The sequence below is a fragment of the Aquimarina algicola genome (genome assembly GCF_006443095.1).
Taxonomy (GTDB): Bacteria; Bacteroidota; Bacteroidia; order Flavobacteriales; family Flavobacteriaceae; genus Aquimarina; species Aquimarina algicola.
In genome coordinates, this window is the sequence record NZ_VFWZ01000009.1 from 138,457 (window position 1) to 164,829 (window position 26,373).

Annotated in this window: 18 protein-coding genes; 11 read left to right on the plus strand and 7 right to left on the minus strand. The window is 32.5% G+C overall.

Annotated features, from left to right (window positions below; genetic code table 11):
• Positions 1 to 4: 4 nt before the first annotated feature.
• Entirely contained in the window at positions 5 to 3,019 is a 3,015-nt protein-coding gene (locus FHK87_RS22440) for a SusC/RagA family TonB-linked outer membrane protein (RefSeq protein WP_140597027.1), read from the minus strand.
• A 326-nt stretch (positions 3,020 to 3,345) separates the two neighbouring features.
• On the opposite strand from FHK87_RS22440, the gene FHK87_RS22445 reads away from it, so the two are divergent.
• The 9 genes from FHK87_RS22445 to FHK87_RS22485 all read left to right on the plus strand — a co-directional run bounded on the left by FHK87_RS22445 (position 3,346) and on the right by FHK87_RS22485 (position 15,728).
• A complete protein-coding gene (locus FHK87_RS22445; protein ID WP_140597029.1) occupies positions 3,346 to 4,374 on the plus strand; it encodes a LacI family DNA-binding transcriptional regulator in 1,029 nt (342 codons plus the stop codon).
• A 126-nt stretch (positions 4,375 to 4,500) separates the two neighbouring features.
• Positions 4,501 to 5,850 carry an MFS transporter gene (locus tag FHK87_RS22450; protein WP_140597031.1) on the plus strand — a complete coding sequence of 450 codons (1,350 nt, stop codon included), beginning with the start codon at positions 4,501 to 4,503 and terminating at the stop codon, positions 5,848 to 5,850.
• Between the two features lie 11 nt (positions 5,851 to 5,861).
• Positions 5,862 to 6,521 carry a beta-phosphoglucomutase gene (gene pgmB / locus FHK87_RS22455; protein WP_140597033.1) on the plus strand — a complete coding sequence of 220 codons (660 nt, stop codon included), beginning with the start codon at positions 5,862 to 5,864 and terminating at the stop codon, positions 6,519 to 6,521.
• Positions 6,522 to 6,606: 85 nt separating this feature from the next.
• The gene (locus FHK87_RS22460; RefSeq protein ID WP_140597036.1) at positions 6,607 to 8,913 is read left to right on the plus strand and encodes a glycoside hydrolase family 65 protein; all 2,307 of its coding nucleotides are present in this window, start codon (positions 6,607 to 6,609) and stop codon (positions 8,911 to 8,913) included.
• Between the two features lie 188 nt (positions 8,914 to 9,101).
• On the plus strand, positions 9,102 to 10,967 hold the full coding sequence (locus FHK87_RS22465; RefSeq protein WP_140597038.1) for a glycoside hydrolase family 13 protein: 1,866 nt from the start codon (positions 9,102 to 9,104) through the stop codon (positions 10,965 to 10,967).
• Between the two features lie 33 nt (positions 10,968 to 11,000).
• Entirely contained in the window at positions 11,001 to 12,398 is a 1,398-nt protein-coding gene (locus FHK87_RS22470; RefSeq protein WP_140597040.1) for an alpha-amylase family glycosyl hydrolase, read from the plus strand.
• Positions 12,399 to 12,648: 250 nt separating this feature from the next.
• Entirely contained in the window at positions 12,649 to 13,635 is a 987-nt protein-coding gene (gene pfkA / locus FHK87_RS22475) for a 6-phosphofructokinase (RefSeq protein WP_140597043.1), read from the plus strand.
• Positions 13,636 to 13,680: 45 nt separating this feature from the next.
• On the plus strand, positions 13,681 to 14,682 hold the full coding sequence (gene gap, locus FHK87_RS22480; RefSeq protein ID WP_140597045.1) for a type I glyceraldehyde-3-phosphate dehydrogenase: 1,002 nt from the start codon (positions 13,681 to 13,683) through the stop codon (positions 14,680 to 14,682).
• A 158-nt stretch (positions 14,683 to 14,840) separates the two neighbouring features.
• Positions 14,841 to 15,728, plus strand: coding sequence for a BadF/BadG/BcrA/BcrD ATPase family protein (locus FHK87_RS22485; RefSeq protein ID WP_140597047.1), 888 nt, complete (start codon positions 14,841 to 14,843; stop codon positions 15,726 to 15,728).
• Here FHK87_RS22485 and FHK87_RS22490 read toward each other — a convergent pair.
• The 5 genes from FHK87_RS22490 to FHK87_RS22510 form a co-directional block, all read right to left on the minus strand.
• Complete coding sequence (locus tag FHK87_RS22490; protein ID WP_140597048.1) at positions 15,715 to 17,532, minus strand: sensor histidine kinase; 1,818 nt, start codon at positions 17,530 to 17,532, stop codon at positions 15,715 to 15,717. The genes FHK87_RS22485 and FHK87_RS22490 overlap by 14 nt on opposite strands.
• Before the next feature lie 12 nt (positions 17,533 to 17,544).
• Positions 17,545 to 18,129, minus strand: coding sequence for a DUF4202 domain-containing protein (locus tag FHK87_RS22495; RefSeq protein WP_140597049.1), 585 nt, complete (start codon positions 18,127 to 18,129; stop codon positions 17,545 to 17,547).
• Between the two features lie 62 nt (positions 18,130 to 18,191).
• A complete protein-coding gene (gene nirD, locus FHK87_RS22500; RefSeq protein WP_140597050.1) occupies positions 18,192 to 18,569 on the minus strand; it encodes a nitrite reductase small subunit NirD in 378 nt (125 codons plus the stop codon).
• A 62-nt stretch (positions 18,570 to 18,631) separates the two neighbouring features.
• Positions 18,632 to 21,148, minus strand: a complete 2,517-nt coding sequence (gene nirB / locus FHK87_RS22505; protein WP_140597051.1) for a nitrite reductase large subunit NirB — start codon at positions 21,146 to 21,148, stop codon at positions 18,632 to 18,634.
• Between the two features lie 170 nt (positions 21,149 to 21,318).
• Entirely contained in the window at positions 21,319 to 22,626 is a 1,308-nt protein-coding gene (locus FHK87_RS22510; RefSeq protein WP_140597052.1) for an alginate export family protein, read from the minus strand.
• A 393-nt stretch (positions 22,627 to 23,019) separates the two neighbouring features.
• Between FHK87_RS22510 and FHK87_RS22515 the strand changes: the two genes are divergently transcribed.
• Positions 23,020 to 23,703: a response regulator transcription factor gene (locus FHK87_RS22515; protein ID WP_140597053.1), complete on the plus strand. Its 684-nt coding sequence runs from the start codon at positions 23,020 to 23,022 to the stop codon at positions 23,701 to 23,703.
• A 26-nt stretch (positions 23,704 to 23,729) separates the two neighbouring features.
• Here FHK87_RS22515 and FHK87_RS22520 read toward each other — a convergent pair whose 3' ends face one another.
• Positions 23,730 to 24,560 (minus strand): type IV pili methyl-accepting chemotaxis transducer N-terminal domain-containing protein, encoded by an 831-nt coding sequence (locus tag FHK87_RS22520; RefSeq protein ID WP_140597054.1) that lies wholly within the window; start codon positions 24,558 to 24,560, stop codon positions 23,730 to 23,732.
• 412 nt (positions 24,561 to 24,972) lie between these two features.
• Between FHK87_RS22520 and FHK87_RS22525 the strand changes: the two genes are divergently transcribed.
• The gene (locus tag FHK87_RS22525) at positions 24,973 to 26,367 is read left to right on the plus strand and encodes a CmpA/NrtA family ABC transporter substrate-binding protein (RefSeq protein ID WP_140597055.1); all 1,395 of its coding nucleotides are present in this window, start codon (positions 24,973 to 24,975) and stop codon (positions 26,365 to 26,367) included.
• Positions 26,368 to 26,373: the final 6 nt, after the last annotated feature.

The window sequence follows — 26,373 nt, forward strand, 5'->3', positions numbered from 1 at the left end:
AATTTTAAAAATTAACATTTACCCCAAAAGTATATGTCCTTGGTCTTGCATAAGGGGATTCTTCAATACCTCCAAAATTTTCAGGATCTAGTCCATCATAATCTGTAATTACAAAGGCATTGTTTACAGAACCATATATTCGTAATCTAAATTCGTTATTAAAGAAATCGCTAAAGTCATATCCTATAGTCACATTGTCTAACCTTAGGAATGAAGCATCAGAAACAAAAAAGTCTGATAGCGCTTGATTATCTGATGGATTGGCGATAAATCCTGTATATGTTCCATTGGTGTCATTCAGATTCAATAAATTATTTAAATATCCAGTACCATCAGTAGGAATTGTTCCTTCAGCAAAACCTCTGTTAAGAAGGTTGGCATTGTAAATATTACCACCAATCTGACCTCTAAAGTTTGCAGAAAAATCAATTTTCTTGAACGTAAACAAAGTTCCAAAACCGTACGTCCATTTTGGATCATAAGGAATATAAATTCTATCGTCAGCATTGATTACATTATCTCCGTTCTGATCGACAAATGCATCTAAGATTGGGTTTCCATTTTCGTCATATACTTGTTCAAATAACCAGAAGTTTCTTGATCGTTCTCCAATGGCATAGTATCCTATATTAGAACCTGTTCCTCTTCCGATTCCTGTGTCTGATATAGGAACCTGAGTAACACTGTTAAGATCGGTAACAAAGGTTTCGTTAAAAGAGATATTTCCATTAAAAGAAAGAGAAAGATCTGCTTTATTAATTGCTTGAAAATTTAAAGAGACTTCAACTCCTTCACTTTCTGTACTACCTACATTTGATATAAACTCATTAATCAAACTTCCTTCTGATTGAGGGATTTCTGCAAGAAGATCCTCTGTATCAGTTCTATAATAGTCTACAGTACCTGACACAACACTATTAAATAGATCAAAATCAAGACCTAAGTTAAAAGTCTTTGCTTTTTCCCATGTTAAATCACTATTGTAGGGTTCTGCTCTATAGGTAGAGAAAAATTGATCCCCAAATTGATATTGTACAACTTCATTTCCGTTTCTATACAATGCAGTATAAGGAAAATACCCAGCGGTATCTGTTATATCTTGTTGACCGGTAACACCATAACCGACTCTTAATTTTAATTCGTTGATTGTTTCTGAATCCTTAAGGAAGTTTTCTTCGCTTAATTTCCAAGCTGCTGCAAAAGCAGGAAAATATCCCCATCTGTTATCTTCTGGAAATAGGGAAGAGGCATCAGCTCTAAAAGAGGCTGTTAAAAGATACTTGTCTTTTAAATTAATGTTCATTCTTCCGAAAAAAGATTGAAGATTAAGTTTATTTACGTAAGCAAAAACATCTCCAAGTTCTCTAAGTCCTTCGTCATTGATTTGAGTAGGGAATTTAACCCCACGATTGAAAAAGTTTTGATAAGAGTACCCTCCTTGTGCATCAATTCTCGTGATAAAACTATCAAAATCTTTTGCATATGATAGATAAGCTTCTAGAGTCTGATCTCGTCTTAATTGACTTTCTTCAAAAGATTTTCCTCCATTAAAAAGAGGATTATCTACATTGTTATTATATGCATCAATTGCATTATCATCAAAAGATTCTAATATATCTGATTCTGAGTAATCCATACCTAGGTTTAGTACGCCTCGTAATTCAGGAAGAAAAGGCAATGCATAATCAATTTCGATATTTCCTATAAATCGATCAGAATCTTCATCTCTTTCTCGCTGTTTTAACAGAGCAAGAGGGTTTTTTGGACCTGCTGTTATAATTGTAGATTGATTAGGATCTAGAGTTTGAAAAAAACCTCCAAAAAAGTTATCACCTGTAGGGTCAAAAACTGGTAGTGTTGGATTTGATGCCAATGCAGAACCTATTACAGCATCTTGATCAGGTTGTTGTTTACGAGACAATATCCCTTTTGCGTTAATTGTCACTTTTAAGCTATTATCAAGTAGTGTTGGTCTAAAGGTTAAAGCACCACTATATCGATCTAATTCAGATTCTTTTAGAATCCCTTGTGTGTTCGTATATCCTACAGATGCTCTAAATGGGATTTTTCCAAAAAGATTTGCTCTTGCACTAAAATTATGGTCTGTAGTGACAGAAGTACGATAAATTTCATCTTGCCAATCAGTATCATATATAGTACCATTAACTCCTAAGAAATTCGTTTGATCAGGAAAATTATTGGTAATAAAATTTACGAATTCACCAGAATTAAATACATCAAGTTTTTCTGATAATTCTCCTATTTGAATATTTGAATTGAATTCAAATTTGGCATCACCACTAGTTCCTGCCTTTGTTTTGATAATGATCACACCATTAGAAGCTCTAGAACCGTATATTGCAGTTGCAGAGGCATCTTTAAGAATAGAAAAAGATTCGATATCATTTGGGTTGACAAGACCTAGTACATTTTGTTGTCCTGCCGGATTGTTGTTAGAAATTGGTACTCCGTCAATTACAATAAGTGGACTATTGTTTGCACTTAAAGAAGAGCCTCCTCTAATTCTAATGTTTGCTGTGGCATCAGGTTCTCCTCCAGAAGTTACAACTCTTACCCCTGCAGTTCTACCATTCAATAACTGGTCTGCTGTAGTAATTGCACCTTGATTTAAATCTTCAGAAGTTAGTAATGATACAGAACCTGTCAAATCTTTTTTTCGAGAGGTACCATAACCAATCAGTACTACTTGTTCTAATTCTGAAGCATCTTCTATCAATGAAACATCAATAGTTGGTTGACCTGTGTAAGAAATTTCTTGAGTTACGAATCCAACGTAAGAGAATAAAATAGTTTCTCCTTCGTTAACATCACTTAATGTATATCTTCCATCAAAATCTGTGGAAGTTCCATTTGTTGTTCCCTTGACGATTATATTTGCCCCAGGAATTGGTTGCCCATTTCCTGCATCTACTACTGTTCCCTCAATAGAAGATTGTGCAAAAAAGCCCATTGGAATTAACCACAATAAAAACAATGTGCTTTTAGTAAATTTTTTCATAAATAAATCTAGTTTTGATTGTTTTAAATCACTTATATTTCCGCTTTCATCAACCAAAGTATGTAAATTTTGTGTTAAATTTTTATGATGATATTTAGGAGGTGTCACGAAAACGTTTGCGTGTGGAAAACTTTTTAAACTTTATGAAATTTTAGGTATAAATTTTTAGAGATGATATATTTTCGTGCCTAAATTTGAGTATTATGTAAAAAGTGAATACATATTTGAATTTAAAATCAGAAAAACACAAATTTTATTCTTTGTCTTGTTTCTAATATAAATAGAAGTCAAGATGACTTCATAATCAAGAATATTAAATAAAAGCTATGAAGCAGAAAATTACATTAAAACAAATCGCCAAAGAATTAGACGTTTCTATATCTACTGTTTCAAAAGCGTTGAAAGATAGCGAAGAAATCAGTATTGATACACGAGAAAAAATCAAAGCTTTTGCAAAATTCTACAACTATAAACCTAATAATATTGCTTTAAGTTTAAAGAATAAAAAAACAAAAACAATTGGAGTTATTATCCCCGAAATTGTACATCATTTTTTTACTACTGTAATCGGAGGAGTAGAAAAAATAGCTAATGAAAAAGGATATAATGTAATTATTTGTTCTTCTAATAATTCTTTTGATAAAGAAGTAATTAATATGGAAATGTTGGCTAGCGGAAGCGCAGACGGTTTTATCTTGTCTGTAGCAAAAGAAACACAGCTCAAAAAAGACTACCATCATATACAAGAGACAATAAATCAAGGAATGCCAGTCGTTTTATTTGATAGGGTGATAGATGAATTAGTTTGTGATAAAGTTATTATTGATGATGCCAAAGGTGCGCAAACCGCAACAAATCACTTATTGTCTTTGGGGTGTAAAAACATAGCAATTCTTACTACAGTCGATTACATTAGTGTAGGTAAATTGAGAACCCGAGGGTATTTTAGAGCATTACGAGGGTTTGATATTGAAGAAAAAGAAGAATTGGTATTAAAAATAGAAGATATTGATAACTGCGAATCTGAAATTGATGAATTTCTTAAAAACAAAAATGTAGATGGTATTTTTGCGGTGAACGAGTTATTCGCAGTTACCGCTGCAAAAATATTGAATAAACAAAACAAAAAAGTTCCTCAAGATGTGGCTGTAGTTGCATTTACCGATGGGATATTATCAAAACACTTTATACCAAGTCTAACAACAATAAGCCAACATGGAGAAAATATGGGAGAACGCGCAGCTATGTTGTTAATTGATAAGTTAGAAGATGATGAGACAGTTGCAGAAGAATATAGAACTGTAATCATCGATACGAGTTTGGTAGAGCGGCAGTCTACAAAAAAAGCCGATTAAGGTTTATATAGTTGAAAAATTATAATATATTTACCACCATAATCAAAACTTATATTTTCGCTTTCTACTAAATAAGTTTTGATAAGTTTAAACGCTTATCAGTGTAATAATTAAATATTTCACTTAATGAACAAGCGTAAATTAAGTTTCTGGGAGATTTGGAACATGAGTTTCGGTTTCTTAGGAATACAAATGGGCTTTGCTCTCCAAAATGCAAATGCCAGTAGAATTTTACAGATTTTTGGTGCAGATGTACATGAATTATCCTGGTTCTGGATTGTTGCTCCTTTAACGGGATTAATAGTACAGCCAATTATTGGATACTACAGTGATAAAACCTGGACTAGATTAGGCCGTAGACGGCCATACTTTCTTACCGGATCTGTTTTAGCATCATTAGGCTTACTTCTTATGCCTAATGCAGATATGTTTACAGCTTTTTTACCGGCTTTGTGGGTGGGAGCAGGAATGCTTATGATTATGGATGCTTCGTTCAATGTTGCAATGGAACCTTTTAGAGCTCTCGTTGCAGATAATCTACCCTCAGATCAAAGAACATTGGGGTTTAGTGTACAAACAGCATTGATTGGTTTTGGAGCAGTAATTGGATCTTGGTTACCCTATGCTTTTGTTAATTGGTTTGGGATTTCTAATGTTGCAGAAACAGGAAAAATACCCTTACATTTATTACTGTCTTTTATAATTGGGGCAATTGTTCTTGTTGGGAGTATTCTTTTAACTGTTTTTACAACAAAAGAATATACTCCAGAAGAACTTAAGGCATTTGAAACAGATACTGAAGAAAAAGTAGAAGAACAATCATCATTATTGAATATATTCTCAGATTTTAGAAAAATGCCTTTGACCATGAAACAACTCAGTTGGGTGCAATTTTTTTCATGGTTTGGTCTATTTGGAATGTGGGTTTTTTCAACACCCGCTATTGCACATCATATTTATGGGTTACCAATAGAAGATCATACGAGTAAAGCATATCAGGATGCAGGAGACTGGGTAGGTTTCTTGTTTGGTGTTTATAATGCAGTATCTGCTATATTTGCTTTTTTTCTACCCGCGATTGCCCTCAAAATAGGCAGAAAATTAACACACTCTTTATGCTTAGTAATAGGGGGACTTAGCTTTATTTCTATGTATTTTGTTTCTAATGAAACCTTATTGATACTACCGATGATAGGAATTGGATTTGCATGGGCAAGTATATTGGCTATGCCTTATGCAATTTTAGCAGGAGCAATCCCTTCTAGAAAGATGGGGGTATATATGGGGATATTTAATTTTTTCATTGTATTACCGCAAATAGTTAATGCACTAATAGGAGGTCCTCTAGTAAAATATTTTTATGGAGGTAATGCCATGTATGCACTTGTAATCAGCGGAATTTCATTTATAGTGGCAGCATTACTGGTAACAAGAGTTAAAGATGTAGATGATAAAGTAATTGTAAATAAAACCTAAGTAAAATAAACATGAAAAAAGGATTCATATTTGATCTTGATGGTGTCATTGTAGATACAGCAAAATATCATTTTCTAGCTTGGCAAAACCTAGCCAGCTCATTAGGGATTTCTTTTTCTGAAGAACAAAATGAACAACTAAAAGGAGTTAGTAGAGTAAGGTCTTTAGAAAAAATATTAGAATGGGGAAATACATCTATTTCTCAAGAAGAATTCAATAGACTCATGACAGAAAAAAATGAGGAGTATCTAGTTTATATATCAAAAATGGATGCTACCGAAATTCTACAAGGAGTTCCTGAGGTGCTCAATTACCTAAAATTAAAAGAGCAAGGTATTGCATTAGGCTCCGCAAGTAAGAATGCGAGAATAATCTTAGAAAAAGTACATCTTCAAAATATGTTTGATGTAATCGTAGATGGTACAAATGTTTCTAAGGCAAAACCAGACCCAGAAGTATTTGTCAATGGAGCTCAAGAGCTTAACATTTCTCCAAAAGATTGTATTGTTTTTGAAGATTCTGTGGCAGGAATTCAAGCTGCAAATGCAGCAGATATGATCAGTATTGGTATTGGCGATGCTACAATTTTACATGAAGCAGACTATATTTTTAATGATTTTACAGAAATAAAAGAAGAATTTATTAATCAATTAATTACAACCATAAAATAACCAGATATAAATAAACAAACCTAATCTATAAACTGCCAAGAGTATAGTATTAGTAGTTATTTATTGTACAATAAAAACGGAAAAAATGAATCAGGATTATATAAAACCAGATAACTGGTCGATTATTGAAGAAGGATTTGATGTAGAACGTGTTAAATCATCAGAAAGTCTTTTTAGTATAGGAAATGGAGCGATGGGACAACGTGCTAATTTTGAAGAAATGTACTCAGGCCAAACTTTTCAAGGGAGTTATATTGCCGGAGTATATTATCCTGATAAAACTAGAGTAGGATGGTGGAAAAATGGGTATCCGGAATATTTTGCAAAAGTATTAAATGCCCCAAACTGGATAGGGATCAATGTTAAAATAAATGGAGAAGAACTAAATCTTCATACATGTACAGCTGTAAAAGATTTTAGACGAGAATTAAACATGAAAGAAGGTTGGTATCAACGTTCTTTTACAGCAATTCTAAAAAATGAAATAGAAGTTAAGGTAAAGTCTACTCGATTTTTAAGCCTTGATTTAGATGAAGTAGGAGTAATCAAATATGAGGTGACACCTGTAAATCAAGATGCGAATATAGTTTTTACATCTTATTTGGATTCAGGAATTACGAACGAAGATAGTAACTGGGATGATAAATTTTGGGATACATATGATGTAGCACATAAAGAACATTCGGCCTATATTTTGTCAAAAACCATGAAAACTGAATTTCATGTTTGTACAGGAATGTTGAATCAGATATTTCTTGATGATACAGCAGAAGAAATCTTGCCCGTAGTTGATAGCAATGAAACATTTGTTGGATTATCGTATGAAGTGAATGCACCAAAAAATACAACTGCATCACTTGTTAAATACGCAGGGTACACAGTATCACTTAATCATAAAAAAGAAGATCTGGCAAGTGCAAGCAAAACTGTTTTGAAACAAGCTTCAGAATCTGGTTTTGATTCCCTTTTGGATTTACAGAAAAAAGCCTGGTCTCGTATTTGGGAAATGGCAGATATTGTAATAGAAGGAGATGTAAAAGCCCAACAAGGAATACGATTCAATATCTTTCAACTTAATCAAACCTATTTGGGTAAAGACGCAAGGCTAAACATTGGTCCCAAAGGATTTACTGGCGAAAAATATGGAGGGAGCACTTATTGGGATACCGAAGCATATTGTATTCCCTTTTATATGGCTACCAAAGATCAGCATGTAGCGCGAAGTCTTCTTACCTATAGATATAATCATCTCGAAAAAGCGATCGAAAATGCTAAAAAATTAGGTTTTGATAATGGAGCAGCACTTTATCCTATGGTTACTATGAATGGAGAAGAGTGTCATAACGAATGGGAAATTACTTTTGAAGAAATCCATCGTAATGGAGCTATGACATTTGCTATTTATAATTATGTAAGATATACAGGGGATTACAATTATATACCAGAAAAAGGACTAGAAGTAATGATCGGTATAGCTCGTTTTTGGCATCAAAGAGCTACATTTTCAACAGATAAAAATAAATATGTAATCCTTGGAGTTACGGGTCCAAATGAATACGAAAACAATATCAATAATAATTGGTATACGAATTATTTGGCAAAATGGTGTATTGAATATTGTGTAGAACACCTTAAAAAAGTTGAAGAAGAATATGCTTCTGATCACAAAAGAATTATAGAAAAAACAAAGCTTACTCAGAAAGAAGTTGAAGAAATGCTAGTGGTAGCAGAAAAGATGTATTTTCCATATTCTGAAAAACATCAAGTATATTTACAACAAGACGGATTTTTGGATAAAGAACTAATCACAGTATCAAACCTTGATGCATCCCAAAGACCTATTAATCAAAAGTGGAGTTGGGATAGGATTTTACGATCACCATATATCAAGCAGGCAGATACATTGCAAGGCTTCTATATGTTTGAAGATCATTTTACAAAAGAAGAATTAGAACGTCATTTTGATTTTTATGAGCCTTTTACAGTTCATGAATCATCACTTTCACCATGTGTACATAGCATTCAGGCAGCATCTTTGGATAGAATGGAACAAGCATACACATTTTATTTAAGGACATCCAGATTGGATTTGGATGATTATAATAAAGAAGTAGAAGAAGGACTTCATATCACTAGTATGGCAGGAACCTGGATGAGTATTGTAGAAGGTTTTGGAGGACTTAGAATTAAAAATGATACCTTGTTTTTTACACCACGTATCCCAAAAGAATGGAAAGGATATTCTTTTAATGTTAATTTTAGAAATCAAATTCTAAAAGTAAATGTTTCGCAAGAAGGAACGTCTTTTAACCTCGAAGGAGATCAAGAACTATTAATAGTTGTTGATAATAAAGAAGTGAAAATAACACCAAATCATTTGGTAACTGTTTAGCGTTTAAATATAGATCATTTTTTTGGGACACTTTAAATAACATAAGGTGTCCTGAAAAATGAATTATATAGTCGTTTATTTCACTTCGATTTTACGTCAATTTGTTTTTGTACTTCATACTCAATAGTACAAATTCCTATTTTTCTTTTATTCAAAATTACCTTTTAGTTAATAAATAATTACGTATAATGAAAAACCAACATTTTTTTGTAATATTTATAATTGCTAGTTTTTATTTTTCATTGAGTTACTCACAAGTAGAGAAAATAGAACCCCCATTTTGGTGGAGTAACATGCACCATCAAGAATTACAATTAATGTGCTATGGAAAAGATATATCCAAGTACGATGTAGAAATTGATGGGGTAACTATTACAGAAACTACTAAAACAGAAAATCCAAACTATATTTTTATTACTATAAATACCAAAGATATTACATCCAGTAATATCGTAATTGATTTTAAAAATCAAGGAAAAGTTGTCACCTCTCGAGAGTATGAGTTTAAAGATAGGAAAGCTAACTCTAAGTATAGAAAAGGTTTTGATAGTAGTGATGTCATTTACCTTTTGATGCCTGATAGGTTTTCTGATGGAAATTCTAAAAAACATTCGCGGTCAGATATTGCAGAAAAAGAAGATCGAACAAATCCGGCAGGACGACATGGGGGTGATATACAAGGTATAATTAATCATTTAGATTATATAAAGGATCTTGGTGCTACCGCTTTATGGAGTACGCCCTTATTAGAAGATAATGAGCCCGAATACTCATATCATACATATGCTCAAAGCGACTTATATAATATTGATCCCAGATATGGAAGCAATGAAGAGTATAAAAAATTGGCTCAGGAGTTGCACAAATTGGATATGAAATTGATCATGGATTATATTACAAATCATTGGGGGTCAAAACACTGGATGATCAAGGATTTACCTACAAAAGACTGGATACATCAATGGCCCGAAGGGTTTAAAAGAAGTAATTATCGAATGACAACACAGTTTGATAATCATGCATCACAGATAGATGCCAAAGGTTGTATGAATGGATGGTTTGATGTTTCTATGCCTGATATCAATCAAAATAATCCGTTGGTGCTTCAATACATTATTCAAAACGCTATCTGGTGGATAGAATATGCAGATTTAGATGGGCTTAGGGTAGATACCTATTCTTACAATGATAAAGAAGCGATTGCACAGTGGACAAAAGCAATTATGGAAGAATACCCGAATTTTAACATTGTAGGAGAGGTTTGGATGCATGATCAGGCACAAATAGCGTATTGGCAAAAAGATAGCAAAGTAGGAGCAATAGGCAATTTCAACTCTCATTTGCCTTCTGTCATGGATTTTACGTTATATAATACGGTAACAACAATGTTTAATGAAAATGATGATGTATGGGATAAAGGTATGATAAGAGCCTATAATAATTTTGCCAATGATTTTTTATATCCAGATATCAATAATATCTTGATTTTTGCCGGTAATCACGATACAAATCGAATTAATGAAGTTTATCAAAGTAATATTGATAAATATAAAATGATAATGACATTAATTTTGACTACTCGAGGGATTCCACAGATATACTATGGTGATGAAATAGGAATGCTTGGTAATAGAGATAAAAGTGGAGATGGCGATATTAGAAGAGATTTTCCCGGAGGTTGGGAAGAAGATGAACAAAATGCATTTCTGCCTTCATCTGTGAAAAAAGGAAGAACAAACAGTCAAGAGGCTTTTCATACGTTTACAAAAAAAGTTTTGAATTGGCGTAAGCAATCTCAGGCGATTCACAGAGGAAAGCTATTACAGTATATTCCATTTCATAATGTATACGTATATTTTCGATACACAGAAGAAAAAAGTGTTATGGTCATTATCAATAATAACAAAAATGATCAAACAATTGACGTTTCTCGTTTTACAGAAGGTGTAAAAACATTCACCAAAGGATTAGACATTCTAACAGGTACTACTATAGATACCACCAAAGATTTTCAGGTTTCATCACAGACTTCGATGATACTAGAATTACAATAAAACACCAACATATTACATTCAATTTAAAAATTCATGAAAAAAATATTTATAAGCATATTATCATTAGGAATTGTTTTTTCTTGTGGAAAAACCGAAAAGAAAAATACTGCTGAGAAGGCAGACCTAGTTAAAGAAGAAGTAAAAGAAACAGAAACAGAAACTATTCTTTCTGTAAGTGACGCAATGATGGAAAATGCTGTCATTTATGAAGCAAATATTCGTCAATATTCTGAAGAAGGATCTTTTAATGCGTTTACCAAAGACATTCCGGTTTTAAAACAATTGGGAGTTAAAATTCTTTGGATCATGCCTATTTACCCAATTTCTACAACAAAAAGTAAAGGGTCATTAGGTAGTTATTATGCGATATCGGATTATAGTAAAGTTAATCCAGAATTTGGAACTATCGAAGATTTTAGAAACCTCGTGAAAACGGCACATGATCATGGTATTTATGTTATTCTGGATTGGGTAGCTAATCATACAGGATGGGATCATCATTGGATAAAAGAACACCCAGAATATTATACAAAGGATAAAAAAGGAAATATCACACATACCGTTGATACAGACTGGACGGATGTGGCAGACCTTAACTATGATAGTAAAGAGATGCGAGAAGAAATGAAAAAACATATGATGTATTGGGTTAAAGAAGAAGGAATAGATGGATTTCGATGTGATGTAGCTGGTATGGTACCTATAGATTTTTGGAAAACAACAACAGAAGAACTCAATAAAATTAAACCAGTATTTATGCTTGCAGAAAGTTGGGAACCCGAACTTTTAGCAAATGGATTCGATATGGGGTACGCTTGGGATACACATCATAAAATGAATGATATTGCAAAAGGAAAAGCAAATGTAATTGATTGGGATAAACGAATGAAACAAATCGATTCATTATATACAAAAGAAGATATCCTAATGAATTTTACATCCAATCATGACGAAAACTCCTGGAATGGAACTGTAAAAGAAAGAATGGGAAATGCTTCAGAAATGTTTGCTGCTTTGTCTTATGTAGCTCCCGGGATGCCTCTCATATATTCCGGACAAGAATATGATATGGATAAAAGACTTTTGTTCTTTGAAAAAGATACTATTCTTAAGAATAAAGGTAAATTCTTCACGCTATATGAAAAATTAGGAAAACTTAAAAATTCGAATCCTGCTTTGCATGGCGGTAAAAAAGCAGCTTCTTATCACAAGATTTCGACATCAGAAGATGACAAAGTTTTAGCATTCAGAAGAGAGAAAGACAACCACCAGGTTATCTTTTTAGCTAATATGACAAAAGAAACCTTAAAATTTACCATTGAATATGAAGGTGTTTTTCAAGATTATCTGTCAGGAGAATCAGTAGGAATTATCCCTAATGAGAAACTACAATTTTCGCCATGGCAATATAGGATTTTGATTAAGAAATAATCAATATAAAGAATTACTTATTACAAAAACGACTTGTTTCTACAGGTCGTTTTGTTTTTTATGCAAATTTTGGGAGTAAAAAATGCAGGGAGTGGTATTTTTAATGAATTACTTTAATCTTAACGTAATAAATGAAAAAGTGTTAGAATAGAGGCTTTTTCGTTTGTAAATACGAAATTTATCAACCGAAAACGTTTTAGTTTTTTGACAAATTAGGTTATTGTCTGTAATAACGATAGCTTTGGTTACAATGACAAAAAAAGTTGAAAATATAGCAGTCTTAACCTCGGGTGGTGACGCCCCTGGAATGAATGCTGCAATACGATCTGTAGTTCGTGCTTGTAGCTATTATAAATTAAATTGTTTCGGAGTTTTTAAGGGATATGAAGGTCTTATTAATAATGAAATCGAAGAGCTAAATGCCAGATCAGTACGTAATATTATTAATAAAGGAGGTACTTTTCTTAAATCTGCCCGTTCACAAGAATTTAGAACCAAAGAAGGTCGTGAAAAAGCATACAAAAACCTTTTGAAAAATAATATTGATGCACTCGTAGTGATAGGAGGAGACGGCAGTTTTACCGGTGCATTAAAATTGTCAGAAGAGTTTGATTTTCCTGTGGTAGGAATCCCGGGTACTATCGACAATGATATCAATGGTACAGACTATACAATAGGGTATGATACGGCATTAAATACGGTAGTAGATGCTATAGACAAAATTAGAGATACCGCTAGTTCTCATAATCGATTATTTCTTATCGAAGTAATGGGAAGAGATGCCGGAGATATCGCTTTGAATGCTGGTATTGGAGCAGGTGCAGAAGAAATTCTTATTCCTGAAGAAGATATGGGAGTAGAGAGGCTTTTGGATTCATTAAGAAAAAGTAAAAAAACAGGTAAGACTTCTAGCATTATCGTAGTTGCAGAAGGTGACAAATCTGGTAAAAATATTTTTGAGTTAGGAGAGTATGTAGAAGAAAACCTTGATGATTACGAAGTGAGAGTTTCTGTACTCGGACATATACAAAGAGGGGGTGCCCCTAGTTGCTACGATAGAGTACTCGCAAGCAAACTGGGAGTAGGAGCAGTAGAGGCGCTCATAGAAGGAAAAAGAGAAGTGATGATTGGTATAGTTCATAAAGAGGTTACCATAGTTACTCTCAAAACCGCATTAGAAAAGAGAACACATAAACATGATAAATTGATTAAGGTAGCAGATATTACCTCAGTTTAATCATTATGATCTTAAATTATAAATTAAACACTTAAATTATTAAATATGAGTACGTTAAAAGTCGGAATTAACGGTTTTGGTAGAATAGGAAGAATCGCTTTTAGAATTGCTTCTGGGCGAGAAAATATAGAGATTGTTGCAATTAATGATTTGTTGGATGTAGAGCATTTGGCTTACTTATTAGAATATGATTCTGTTCATGGCAAGTTTGATGGTGAAGTTGAAGTAAAAAACGGAAACTTAATAGTTAATGGAAACGAAATACGTGTTACAGCAGAACGTAACCCTGAAGAACTTAAATGGGATGCTGTAGGAGTAGATGTAGTAATGGATTGTACAGGTATTTTTACAACGCTAGACAAAGCCGAAGCACACTTAAAAGCCGGAGCTAAAAAAGTAGTTATTTCTGCGCCATCCAAAGATGCTCCTATGTTTGTGATGGGAGTTAACCATCATGAGGCTAAACCAACAGATACAATTGTTTCTAATGCCTCTTGTACTACAAATTGCCTTGCTCCATTAGCAAAAGTAATCGATGATAATTTTGGAATAGCAGAAGGATTAATGACAACTGTACATGCTTCTACAGCTACTCAATCTACTGTAGATGCCCCTTCCAAAAAGAATTATAGATTAGGACGTAGTGCTTTGAATAATATTATTCCTTCTACTACCGGAGCAGCTGTAGCTGTAACAAAAGTAATTCCATCTTTAAAAGGTAAATTAACAGGAATGGCATTTAGAGTACCAACAGCAGATGTATCTGTAGTTGATCTTACTGTAAAAACAGATAAATCCGTTTCATATGATGATTTAAAAGCAGTTATTAAAAAAGCATCAGAGAATGAATTAAAAGGTATTCTAGGATATACAGAAGAAGCAGTAGTATCTCAAGATTTTGTTGGAGAATCAATGACTTCTGTGTTTGATGCAAATGCAGGGATTGCTCTTAATGATAACTTTTTTAAACTTGTATCCTGGTATGATAATGAGTATGGATATTCTGCAAAACTTGTTGATTTATCGCTTCATGTAGGAAGTTTATAAAAGAAATGCTATAAGAATTAAACTAATTCATAATACATATAGCTAAGTTTATAGATTGATTACAAGTTATGATTACTATATGTATTATGATTAGTATCTAAGATAGATTAAAGAATATTCAAAATTACTCTCTTTACAAACCAATAATAAAGATTAAAATGATTTTATTAGCTGATGGTGGTTCCACAAAATGTGATTGGATTCTTCTAGATGATTCAGGAGATATTGTTTTTAAAACCCGTACAAAAGGTTTAAATCCTGCTGTATTTGAAAAATCCCTTCTCGAAAAAAGAATTGAAGAGAACGATGAACTTTCTTCTTATAAAGAAAAAGTAGATACCGTTCACTTTTACGGGGCAGGTTGTGGAACACAAAAACCAGCAGCAATGTTAAAAGGTGTCTTCGAAGCATTTTTTGCAAATGCAGATGTTGTTGTAAAAGAAGATATGGTTGCTGCGGTATATGCAGCGACAACAGAACCAGGAATTGTTTGTATACTCGGTACAGGGTCTAATAGTTGTTATTATGATGGTGATGATATCCATATGACAGTCGATTCTCTAGGATATATATTAATGGATGAAGCTAGTGGTAATTATTTTGGGAAAAGATTAATACGTGATTATTATTATAAAAGAATGCCACCTGAAATAGCATCTGAATTTGAAAAACGTTTTGATCTCTCTTCGGATTCAATTAAAGAAAATCTTTATAAAAAAGACAATCCAAACACGTATTTAGCTTCTTTTGCAGAGTTTATTTTTACGAGTATTCGTAACGGGTATTTTTATAAAATTTTGACCGAAGGAATTCAAGAGTTTGTAGAAAATAGAGTTTTATGTTTTCCAGAAGCTCAGAATGTGCCTATTCATTTTATAGGTTCTATCGCTCATTTTAGCGAAGATATTATTAGAGCTGCTGTATGGCCATATCATCTTACCGTAGGTAATATTGTAAGGAGACCTATTGATGGAATCATTGATTATTATCGAAACGAAATCATAAATAAAAATAAAACTATAGGTTCAAAATCTACTCAGGAATAGTATAATTGAGAGTAACTCGGCTGCCTTCTCCGGGTTTAGAATTGATGAATATTCTGCCATTGATATAATTCATTCTTTCTTTCATAAAAAATAATCCCATACCTCCTTTTGCATTATTATCAGGTTTGGCAGGTATTTTATCGGGATCAAACCCTTTACCGTTGTCAACTATGGTAATACTTAGTATAGACTCAGATAAATTGACGGTCACTAATATATAATCTGAATCAGCATATTTTATTGCATTATTTACAGCTTCTTGAGTAACTCTATATAAATTTGTTTCTACTAAGCTGTCAAATCTTTGATGTAATTCAGATTCTTGTTCCAACACAATACGCTTACCGGTAAGCTTAGAAAGTTCTGTAACCATCTTTTGTAAAGCGATGAGAATACCATAATCTTTTAATTCGGGAGGGGTTAAATTGAAAGTAGCAATTCTGATACCTTGTATCAAGTCATCAGATAATTGCTTTAATCCTTCAATTTTTTGTTCGGTTCGTTCTTGATTTTTTAAGTTGATAGATTCTATATTAAGCTTTAGTGCAGTGAGCATTTGGCCAATACTATCATGTATTTCTTTAGCAATTCTTTTTCTTTCTTCTTCCTGTGCTTCGACTATTTGACTTGCATTTGATTTTTGGATTTCTTGTTGTTCTTTATATCGAACGGCATTTAGTCTTTCAATCTCTTTTTGAGCTTCTTTCCGTTTAGAGATATCAGAACATAATACTAATTTTTCTGAATCTCCAGATATTTTAAAAATAGTATAGATCGACACATCAAGCCAAATTTGTTCACCTTTATTTGTTTTGATAGAGAACTCTTCGTTAAAAATATTTCCTTTATTCTGTTTTAATAACTGAAGCAGTCTATTTTTTTGGACTTCATTTAAGTTGATGAAATCTGCCAGATTCTTTTGCTTAGGATTGTCTTCTGCATTTAAAATTTGAGTAAAACGTTCTCCCAGATTTATGATAGTACCCTTATGATCTACTCTTGCATATAATAGTGTCTGATCTATAGCCTTGGTAAGTGAAATTAATTCTTGAACATTTTGTTCCTGTTTTTTTCTCAACTCTTCAGTTCTATGAGCCATATCTTCAGTTCTCTTCTGCGACAGCATCAAATCCGATATTGTCTTCTTAATCGTAATGGTAGCAGGTCTGAATAATAGGAAAAATTCAAAGATTAATATCAAAATAATAATGATAAAAAGAATATACTCGATTCTTTTTAAACTGGATACTTTTTGCTTAGCCTCTTTATCATATTGAAAAACAATTGCATCCATTTGTTTTAAAAAGAGCGGCTCGTATTTTATAACTCTATTTAAATGAGATTTAAAATCTTTTGTGTTTTTTGAATCACTTTTGATTACATATAATGCTTCAACAGTATTTTTATAGACTTCCTGAAAATAAGGATCAAGTGCCGCAAACATTTTCATGATTTCTGTACTGTCTTTATGTTTTTTCTGAACAGATTCATTGTATTGTGTTAGTATTTCTTGGGCTTCTTTCCATAAATCTACAGTAACCTCTAGATGATTGATATGTTGGTTTTTTAATTCTTCGTCTGTGAAATACTCAATTAATAATAACTCTTTAGCTATTTTCTGACTGAGCATTCTTTGTTTTCCGGAGATATTGATGATTCTGGAGTCATCTATTTGAGTATTTAAATACTTTTGAATAAAAAACTGAGCGCCTATTGTAAAAAGAGCAATTGCTCCTAAAGCAATAATATAAATTTTGCTTAAACGGCTAAATGTTTGATGATCTAAAGATTCTTGCTTGTTCAATGTAAAAAAGATTTATTGCAATGCTTGTTTGATTAAAGATAACCCATCCTCTGAATACGATAACTCCAAGGCAGCTTCATGACCCTTTTCAGACATTTTACGCCATGTTTTTTGTAAAATATCGATAACTTTTTCATCAGTATGTTTTTTAGAAAATTCCTCGTAATAATAATTGAGAAAAACTAAACAAATTACATCTTCTAGCGTTTGTGTTTCTTTGTTTTTTTTTAGTTTTTTTTTCTGAAGCAAAAATGAAACATTATCTATAGTACTATTATCATATCCAACTTCTTCAAGAATTTTTGCAGTGGTAGTTGCATGAAATTTTTTCAGTTCTTCGCGCCATTTTAGATATCCTACTCTATTCATAGGGTAGGTGTCTCTAGGAATTTTCCATCTACAAATGTGTTGCGCCCTTGCCGCTATTTTTAAAGCTTCTGAAGCATCGGGCTCAAACGTAGTAATCATTTTGGTCATTCGTTGACCATAGAGGAGTTCTTTGGCAATCGATTCACCATCTACTTTTTCTTTATTTGGATCTTCTGCATTGGCTTTATCAATTAATGAATAAGCGTTTGTAAGTTTATCATCGATCATAAGAGTGATTTTGATATACTAACAAAGTTAATATTTTTAACTTAGTTTTTTATATGTTTTCTTTATTCAGAAAAGCCTATATAAACATTATTGTTTTTAATCTTTACGGGATAAGTAGCAATAGGAGGGAGGTCACCGTTTAGATTTTCCCCATTTTCTAAAGAAAAAGTTTTTTTATGCATGGGGCAGGCAACTTTAGGAATACCATTTTGATCACCAATCATTCCTCTGCTTAGTACCATCTCCATTTTATGCGGACAAACATTTTGACAGGCATACCATTTATTTCTTCTGCTAAAATTAAATACAGCTATTTGCTTTTCTTTATATTTTATGCATGCGCCTCCATTAACAGGAAAATCGTCTACTGATGCTGCTTTAAACCAAACTTTTACTTCTTCGGTATCTATTTTTTTATAAATTTCTAAAATTTCTTGCATTGCTATTAACTTTTTTAGGGTTTTTGTTTGAATTTTGTATTAGAAATGTGTTCTTATTAGTGTTATTGCCATGGTTGAGGCATCTTTTGCTCCCTTAATGGAACAAACACCAGGCTATCATCTGTATCATCACTATTCACAAAGTGATTAAATCGCTTCATGATTTCTTCATTTTGAATCGCCTGTGTCCACTCACATTGAAAATGATTAACTAGTTGTTGCATTTCTAATTCTAGTTCATCTGCTAATCCAAGTTTATCATCAATAACTACTTTTTTTAGATACTCAATACCACCATCTAAATTGTCTAGCCATTTAGCCGTACGTTCTAGCGGCGCTGCAGTTCTTATATAAAACATTAAAAATCTATCTATATATTTGATAACATTTTCATTATCAATTTTTTCAGCTAAAAGTTCTGCATGTCTTGGGTTTGCACCACCATTACCACATACATATAAATTCCATCCTCCTTCTACTGCAATAACACCAAAATCTTTGCACCTCGCTTCTGCACATTCTCGTATGCAACCGGAAACACCACCTTTGATTTTATGAGGCGATCTAAGGCCTTTATATCTGTTTTCTAATGCTATTGCAAAACTTACACTTTCATCCATACCATACCTACACCATGTTGATCCTACACAGCTTTTTACAGTACGCAATGATTTACCATAAGCATGGCCACTTTCAAAGCCATGATCTATAAGTTCTTTCCATATTTTTGGAAGCTGATCTAATCGCGCTCCAAAAAAATCGATGCGTTGCCCACCCGTAATTTTGGTATACAAGTCATATTTTTTACCAATCTCGCCCAATACGATTAATTTTTCTGGTGTAATTTCTCCTCCCGGAATTCTTGGAACAACAGAATATGTTCCATTACGTTGGATATTGGCCAAGAATCTATCATTTGAATCTTGAATAACTTCTTCTTTGTTTGCAGTATCGGCATAAATACTTGCCATAATAGAGGCAATAATAGGCTTACAGGTTTCACATCCATCACCTTTACCATAATGATTCAGAACTTGATCATACGTTCTGTATCCCTTTAGTTTTATGATATCAAAAAGTTCTTGTCTGTTTAAGTCAAAATGTTCACAAATTGTATCTTTAATTTCTTTTCCAAGGGATTTTAGCGTTTCATTTACCAAGTCTTTTACCATTGGCTTACAGCCTCCGCAACCTGTTCCTGCTTTGGTACACGATATAACATCTTCTAGAGTATCACAAGTACCATCTTGAATAGCGGTACATATTGTTTCTTTTGAGATGTTTTCACAAGAACAGATCTGTGCACTGTTTGGTAAATCCATCACATTGCCAAGTGGAGAAACATCTCCTCCCTCACGATTTCCTAAAATTAAATTTTCAGGATCTTCGGGTAAAGAAATATTATTATGATAAAGTTGAAACAATGCATTATAATCTGAAGAGTCTCCTATTAGTATTCCTCCTAGTAATTTTGTCTTGTCTTCTGATATATTTATTCTTTTATATATGCCTTTGCATTTGTTTTCATAGACTATAGAGTGAATATTCTCATCTGTAGATAAAGCATTTCCAAAACTTGCTACTTCGGTACCAATAAGTTTTAGTTGGGTAGACATATCTATGTCTTCTGCCATTACGGTATCTGTTTCTCCTGTGATTTGAGCTACAGCTACATTTGCCATTTCGTATCCAGGAGCTACAAGACCATATATCATATTATTATAGAGTGCTACTTCTCCTATCGCATAGATACAATCATCTGATGTTTTCATCTTGTTATCAACAATGATTCCTCCTCTAGGGCCTATTGCGAGTCCACTATGCTTAGCTATCTCATCTCTTGGTCGAATTCCTGCTGATATTACGAGCATATCAACTAAAAGATGATCATGATCTATATATTCTAGCCCTTCTATAGCATGTGTTCCTTTGATATTTTTTGTTTGTTTATCCAAGTGAACCGTTAATCCAAGTTCTTCAATTGTTGCTTGGAGCATATCACTTGCTCCTTTGTCTAACTGTCTTGGCATTAATTTAGAAGCGAATTCTACTACATGTGCTTGTAATCCGAGTTCTTTTACCGCATTAGCAGCTTCTAGACCTAATAAGCCTCCTCCTAAGATTGCAGCTTTTGTTTTTCCTTCAGATTTTAGTTTTGATGCATAGGATTCGATTGCTTCTAGATCTTCTATAGTTCTGTATACAAAGACTCCTTCTTTTTCTATCCCTTCTATTTGAGGTACAAATGCAGATGATCCAGTAGCTATCACAAGATAGTCATACGCATATTTTACACCTCTATGATTCGAAACTGTCTTTGCACTTCTGTTAATTTCTGTAATCATTTCTGAGGTGTGAAGATCAATATTATGATCGGTATACCATTGTAAAGAAGATAAACTTAAATCTTCAGAGTTCTTTCCGGTGTAGTATTCACTAAGATGCACTCGATCATAAGCATGTCTAGGTTCTTCTCCAAAAACAGTTAGACTGTAATGTTCATATTTTTTGGAAGCCACAAATTTTTCGCAAAACTTGTATCCTACCATACCATTGCCAATAACAATTACCTTTTTCATAAACTACGTATTAAAACGATAAAATTAAGTATTAATACTTAATTTTTAAGTAAGAATTACGTAATTATAGATACGGTTAATTGAGAATCTAAAAAAAATAAACAAAAAAACCTGCGAAATCATTTCACAGGTTTTTGATAAATATTGTTTTTGATAGTTTAATACTTTTATTAATTTACTTCTACAGGTTTTGGTTTAGGACTCCATTTTAATAAATTTGGTTTTACGACCAACATAGCCCATCCCCAATATTGAGCATCTTTTGGGTTGCTTACATTTTTTAATACTTCCATTGTGTCTGAAGCAAACATATGAGAGTATCCAACTTTTAGCGTAGCAAAGGGTAATACTTTTTGAGTAAATACTATATCTATTTCTGTACCGAGATAATCATCCTCATCTCCTAAATCTTCTGCAGTTGCAAAATAGTGAGCGCTTACTAATAGATTAGACTTTTCTCCGGTTTTGATAACAGTTTTTGCATAGATGTCATTTAAACCAACATTATTTGCATGATTCCCTACATAAAAATAATCCATATACCCATTGAATTTATGGTTTGTACCAAAAATAGGGAAGAAAGATTCTATTTCTCCATCTGCAGCTCCGTTTTCATCACCGCTTAGCGTCTCAAAACCTAAACCAAAAAGTGTGTTACCTGGTTTGTAATTTACTTCTAATAATCCATTATAGGCAGATAAATCTACTTCTTCTGTAAATTCACCTGTTTGAGCATATAAATTTGCTATTATCGATAAACCTTCCGCAGGTTTACCCACAAGATGTGCACCAAAGGTCTGACGATTTACATTACCATCAACGGGTACTTGATCTTCAAGATTTTGATAAGAATTATTTGCAAAAAGAAGACTACCAGAAAATTTTTCCCAATCTTTATGTAACCATGCATATACCATTCCTTTGTAATCGAAAACGGCTCTGGCATTTCCTGCATTGTTTGGGTCGAAAAGTGTATTTTCATTACTAACACCATTTTGATTAAATGCAAAACCTATGTCTAATTTTAAACTTCCTTTTTCATATTTTAATAAAGCAGCATCATGAAATCTTCCTTGCATAGCCCAATCTAATCCTCCAAAAATCCTTTGATCATCATACGATAATGCCTGTCGACCTAATTTGGTAGACCAACCATCACCAAATTTAAAATTGATCCAAGCTTGAGCTAATGAAAAACTGTTATTACCATCTACAGGAGAAATTTGTGGAGTGTCTCCCCATACACTTACATCCTGTACGCTCATAAAAGCAGAGAATTTTTCAGCTTTATATCCAAACTTTAGGCGTGAACGTTGTTGTACAAACGTTCCGGCATCTGTATTCTCGGGGATTAAAGTCCCAAAACCATTAAGATATTCTGCACGAGGCCTAATATCTGCATCGATACTAAGCTCTTGAGCTGCGCCATTCAATACTCCTAATACAAAGAGTAAAATAAAATACGAAGTGTTTTTCATTTGAATAATTTTTGGTTAAATAATAGTAGCAAATTTTTTATTGCTATGATTAGCTTTTTAATTGATTTAAAATTTAGTTACAAGAACAAATCTAAGTATTAATACTTGTTTATTTTAATTTTTATAGATAAAAATACTTATTTTTGTTTAAAAAATTGAATTTTAGATTCATCAATCACTTAATATTTTATTAGGAACATTAAAAAGTTTTTTTTGCTAGGACTGTGAAAATTATTTCAATTGATTTTACAATTTTTAACTAGAATAAAACAACTTAATTTAACAATTTTTTCACAATTATATGATTTTTGTCATAGTTTTTGAAATATTTTTATTTTTGAAGTGGGAAAATTTTACTCGTAAAATAACGTAAACACACAATAGTCAAAAATCATGATTAAAATAGTATTGGTAGATGATCATTTTATGGTGAGGGATGGTATTCGTGCTATTCTAGAAGATGAAGATCGATATAGTGTCATAGGAGAGGCATCAAATGGAATAGAGGCAATTGGCTTGATAAAATCCCTATCTCCGGATATAGTTGTTTGTGATATTAGTATGCCTGAAATGTCAGGAATCGAATTAGTGCAAAAATTAGCGTCTTTAGGATTGTCGACACGAACAATCATGTTGTCTATGCATGATTCTGATGAATATATTCTTCAATCAATTAATGCCGGTGCAGAAGGGTATTTGCTTAAGGGCGCTAGTAAACAGGAATTTCTCAAAGCGCTCTCTATAGTTAGTAATGGAGAAAAGTATTTTAGTGGGGATGTGTCTTCAATTCTGGTAAAGAAAATACGTAATAGAGAATCTGAGGAATCATCGAGTAAATCGAGCAAGAGTAAAAAACAAATACAATTATTGCTTAATAACCCCTTTGATCTTACAAAACGCGAAAGTCAAATATTGCACTTAGCGATTTCAGGAAAAACAAATAAAGATATAGCTTCAGAGCTTAATATTAGTAAGAGAACGACAGAAGTACATCGTTTTAATTTAATGAAGAAAATGGGGGTGAAAAATGTTTTAGAGCTTAGTAATAAGGCTAGAGAACATGGAATGTTACCCTAGCCTTCAATGATTTTACAAATATTGTGTTAGTTACTTGTTAATCCTTCATAAATACCTGTTATTTTATTGAAGCTTCTTGTTAGTTGATTGGTGGTGGTAAATACTTCTTCTAAAGGAAAATCACCATTGGTAAATCCTCTTTTATTGGTTTGAAACTTTTCCCAAATAGACATTACAGACCCTAATTCTTCTTCTAGCTCGGTAGTATTGTGATTACTAATAAGTAGGTTGCCAATCACACTGTCAAATTCATCAAATACTTGATTAAGAACTTTTTTGTATTCAGTTTTTTCATTAGGAAACATTGTAACCGCGGTATAGTATAAACATAATCGTTGTGATAGCATACGCTGTTTGCCTGATGTATTTATGATCTTAACTAGATCTTGATTTTTGTCTTTAAAAAATTGATTATTATAATTTGAGCTTTGTTCTATACTTAAAACTAATTCGTGGCATGCTTTTAATAAAGTGGTATTTAATCTCATTACATCTCCCGAATTCGCAAAATTAGGTTGTGAACTAATGATAGTCTTAAATTCTGACCAGATTTTTTGAACATTCTTTATTGATAATTTAACATTTGAAGTAGAGGCATTTTTTGTTAATATCTCTAATTGTTTTTCAAAAATAAATTTACTGGAATTTAATTCTTTCTTAATTTCATTATTATTAATTCCTTTAGTTAATAATAAGTATGCTTTAGACATTTTCTGAGAAAGCATTCTTTGTTTACCTGAAATGTTAACTGCTTTACCATAAGAAATAGAGCCATAATTTTGGGATTGTGATATGGCGTTAGGAGCAGATAATATAATGGTAAATATTACCAATATCAAAGGGGCTTTTATCTTCATTGTCGAATAATTTAAAATAATTTAGATTAGTAAATCTTTAACACTGTGATAAGTAAAGATACTTAATTTTTGACAACTACCAAATCATTGTTGTTGTTTAATATCAGGCTAAGTATTTACCGCAATTAACTACTATCATTTCAACATTAAGAATAACGGTAAAACCCTTTTTTGTATAGGTTAACGCCTTATTTTATTGATGGTTAAAGAGTTTTTTATTTTCAAATGATTATCGTATTATTAGTTTTTATTTCAAGAAATTACATAAATAATAATTATTGTATCAAAATTTTCCACAATACGTAATAATAATTTTAACACAAAAATTTATGAATAATTATAGAAATAAATAAGTAATAATACTTAGTTTTGAAAAGTATTAAGTAAAGAAATACTTAAAAATATTTGGATTATGAAAAAAACACATCTTAGAATTACCCTAATAGTTTCGCTGATATTGATAGTTTCTTGTACGGGAGGTAAGAAGAAAAATATTGCATCAAGTATTACTTCAGAAGAAGAAAACTCACAGCTTCTTATTGAAAAACCGCAATTGACTTTTGGTTTTATAAAATTAACAGATATGGCTCCTTTGGCTATTGCTAAAGAAAAAGGTTTTTTTGAAGATGAAGGGCTTTTTGTTTCTGTAGAAGCGCAATCGAACTGGAAAAATATTTTAGATAGAGTTATTGATGGTCAATTAGATGGTTCTCATATGTTGGCAGGGCAACCTATCGCTGCAAGTGTTGGTTTTGGAAGGCAAGCAGAATTGATTACTCCTTTTTCTATGGATTTAAATGGAAATGGTATTACAGTTTCTAATGATGTTTGGTCTAAAATGAAGTCTAATGTGCCTGTAGGTGAGGATGGAAAATTAATACATCCGATATCTGCAGAAGCGCTAAAACCTGTCATTGATTCTTATAAAAATAATGGAAAACCTTTTAAAATGGGGATGGTATTTCCCGTTTCTACACATAATTACGAATTAAGATATTGGTTGGCTGCTGCAGGAATTCATCCCGGGATGTATTCAAAAAGTAATATACAAGGGCAGATAGATGCAGATGTACTATTGTCTGTTACACCGCCACCACAAATGCCGGCTACATTAGAAGCAGGAACAATTCATGGATATTGTGTAGGAGAACCATGGAACCAGCAAGCAGTTTTTAAAGGGATAGGTGTTCCGGTAGTGACAAATTATGATATATGGAAAAATAATCCTGAGAAAGTTTTTGTAATGACAAAAAAGTTTGTTGAGCAATATCCTAATACAGCTGTTGCGGTAACTAAAGCTTTAATAAGAGCAGGGAAATGGTTGGATACTCCGGGAAATAGAGAAGAAGCAGTTGAAATTTTATCGATGTCGGAGTATGTAGGAGCTGATGAAGTAGTGCTGGCAAATTCTATGACAGGAACATTTGAATTTGAAAAAGGAGACAAAAGAGATATGCCTGATTTTAATGTTTTTTATCGCCATCATGCGACATATCCGTTTTATTCAGATGGAATCTGGTTTTTAACTCAAATGAGAAGATGGGGACAAATCCCTGAGAGCAAACCTACAGAGTGGTATGATAGTAAAATTAAAGAAATCTATAAGCCTGATATTTGGACAAAAGCGGCTGATATTTTGGTAGAAGAAGGTTACTTGGAAGCTTCAGAATTACCAAAAACAGATGGGTACAAACCTGCCACAACCGATTTTATTGATGGTAAAAAGTATGATGCAAAAGACCCACTGGGCTATATCAACAGCTTTTCGATAGGCAATAAAGATAATAAGACCTCTGATGTTCAATAGTACAGA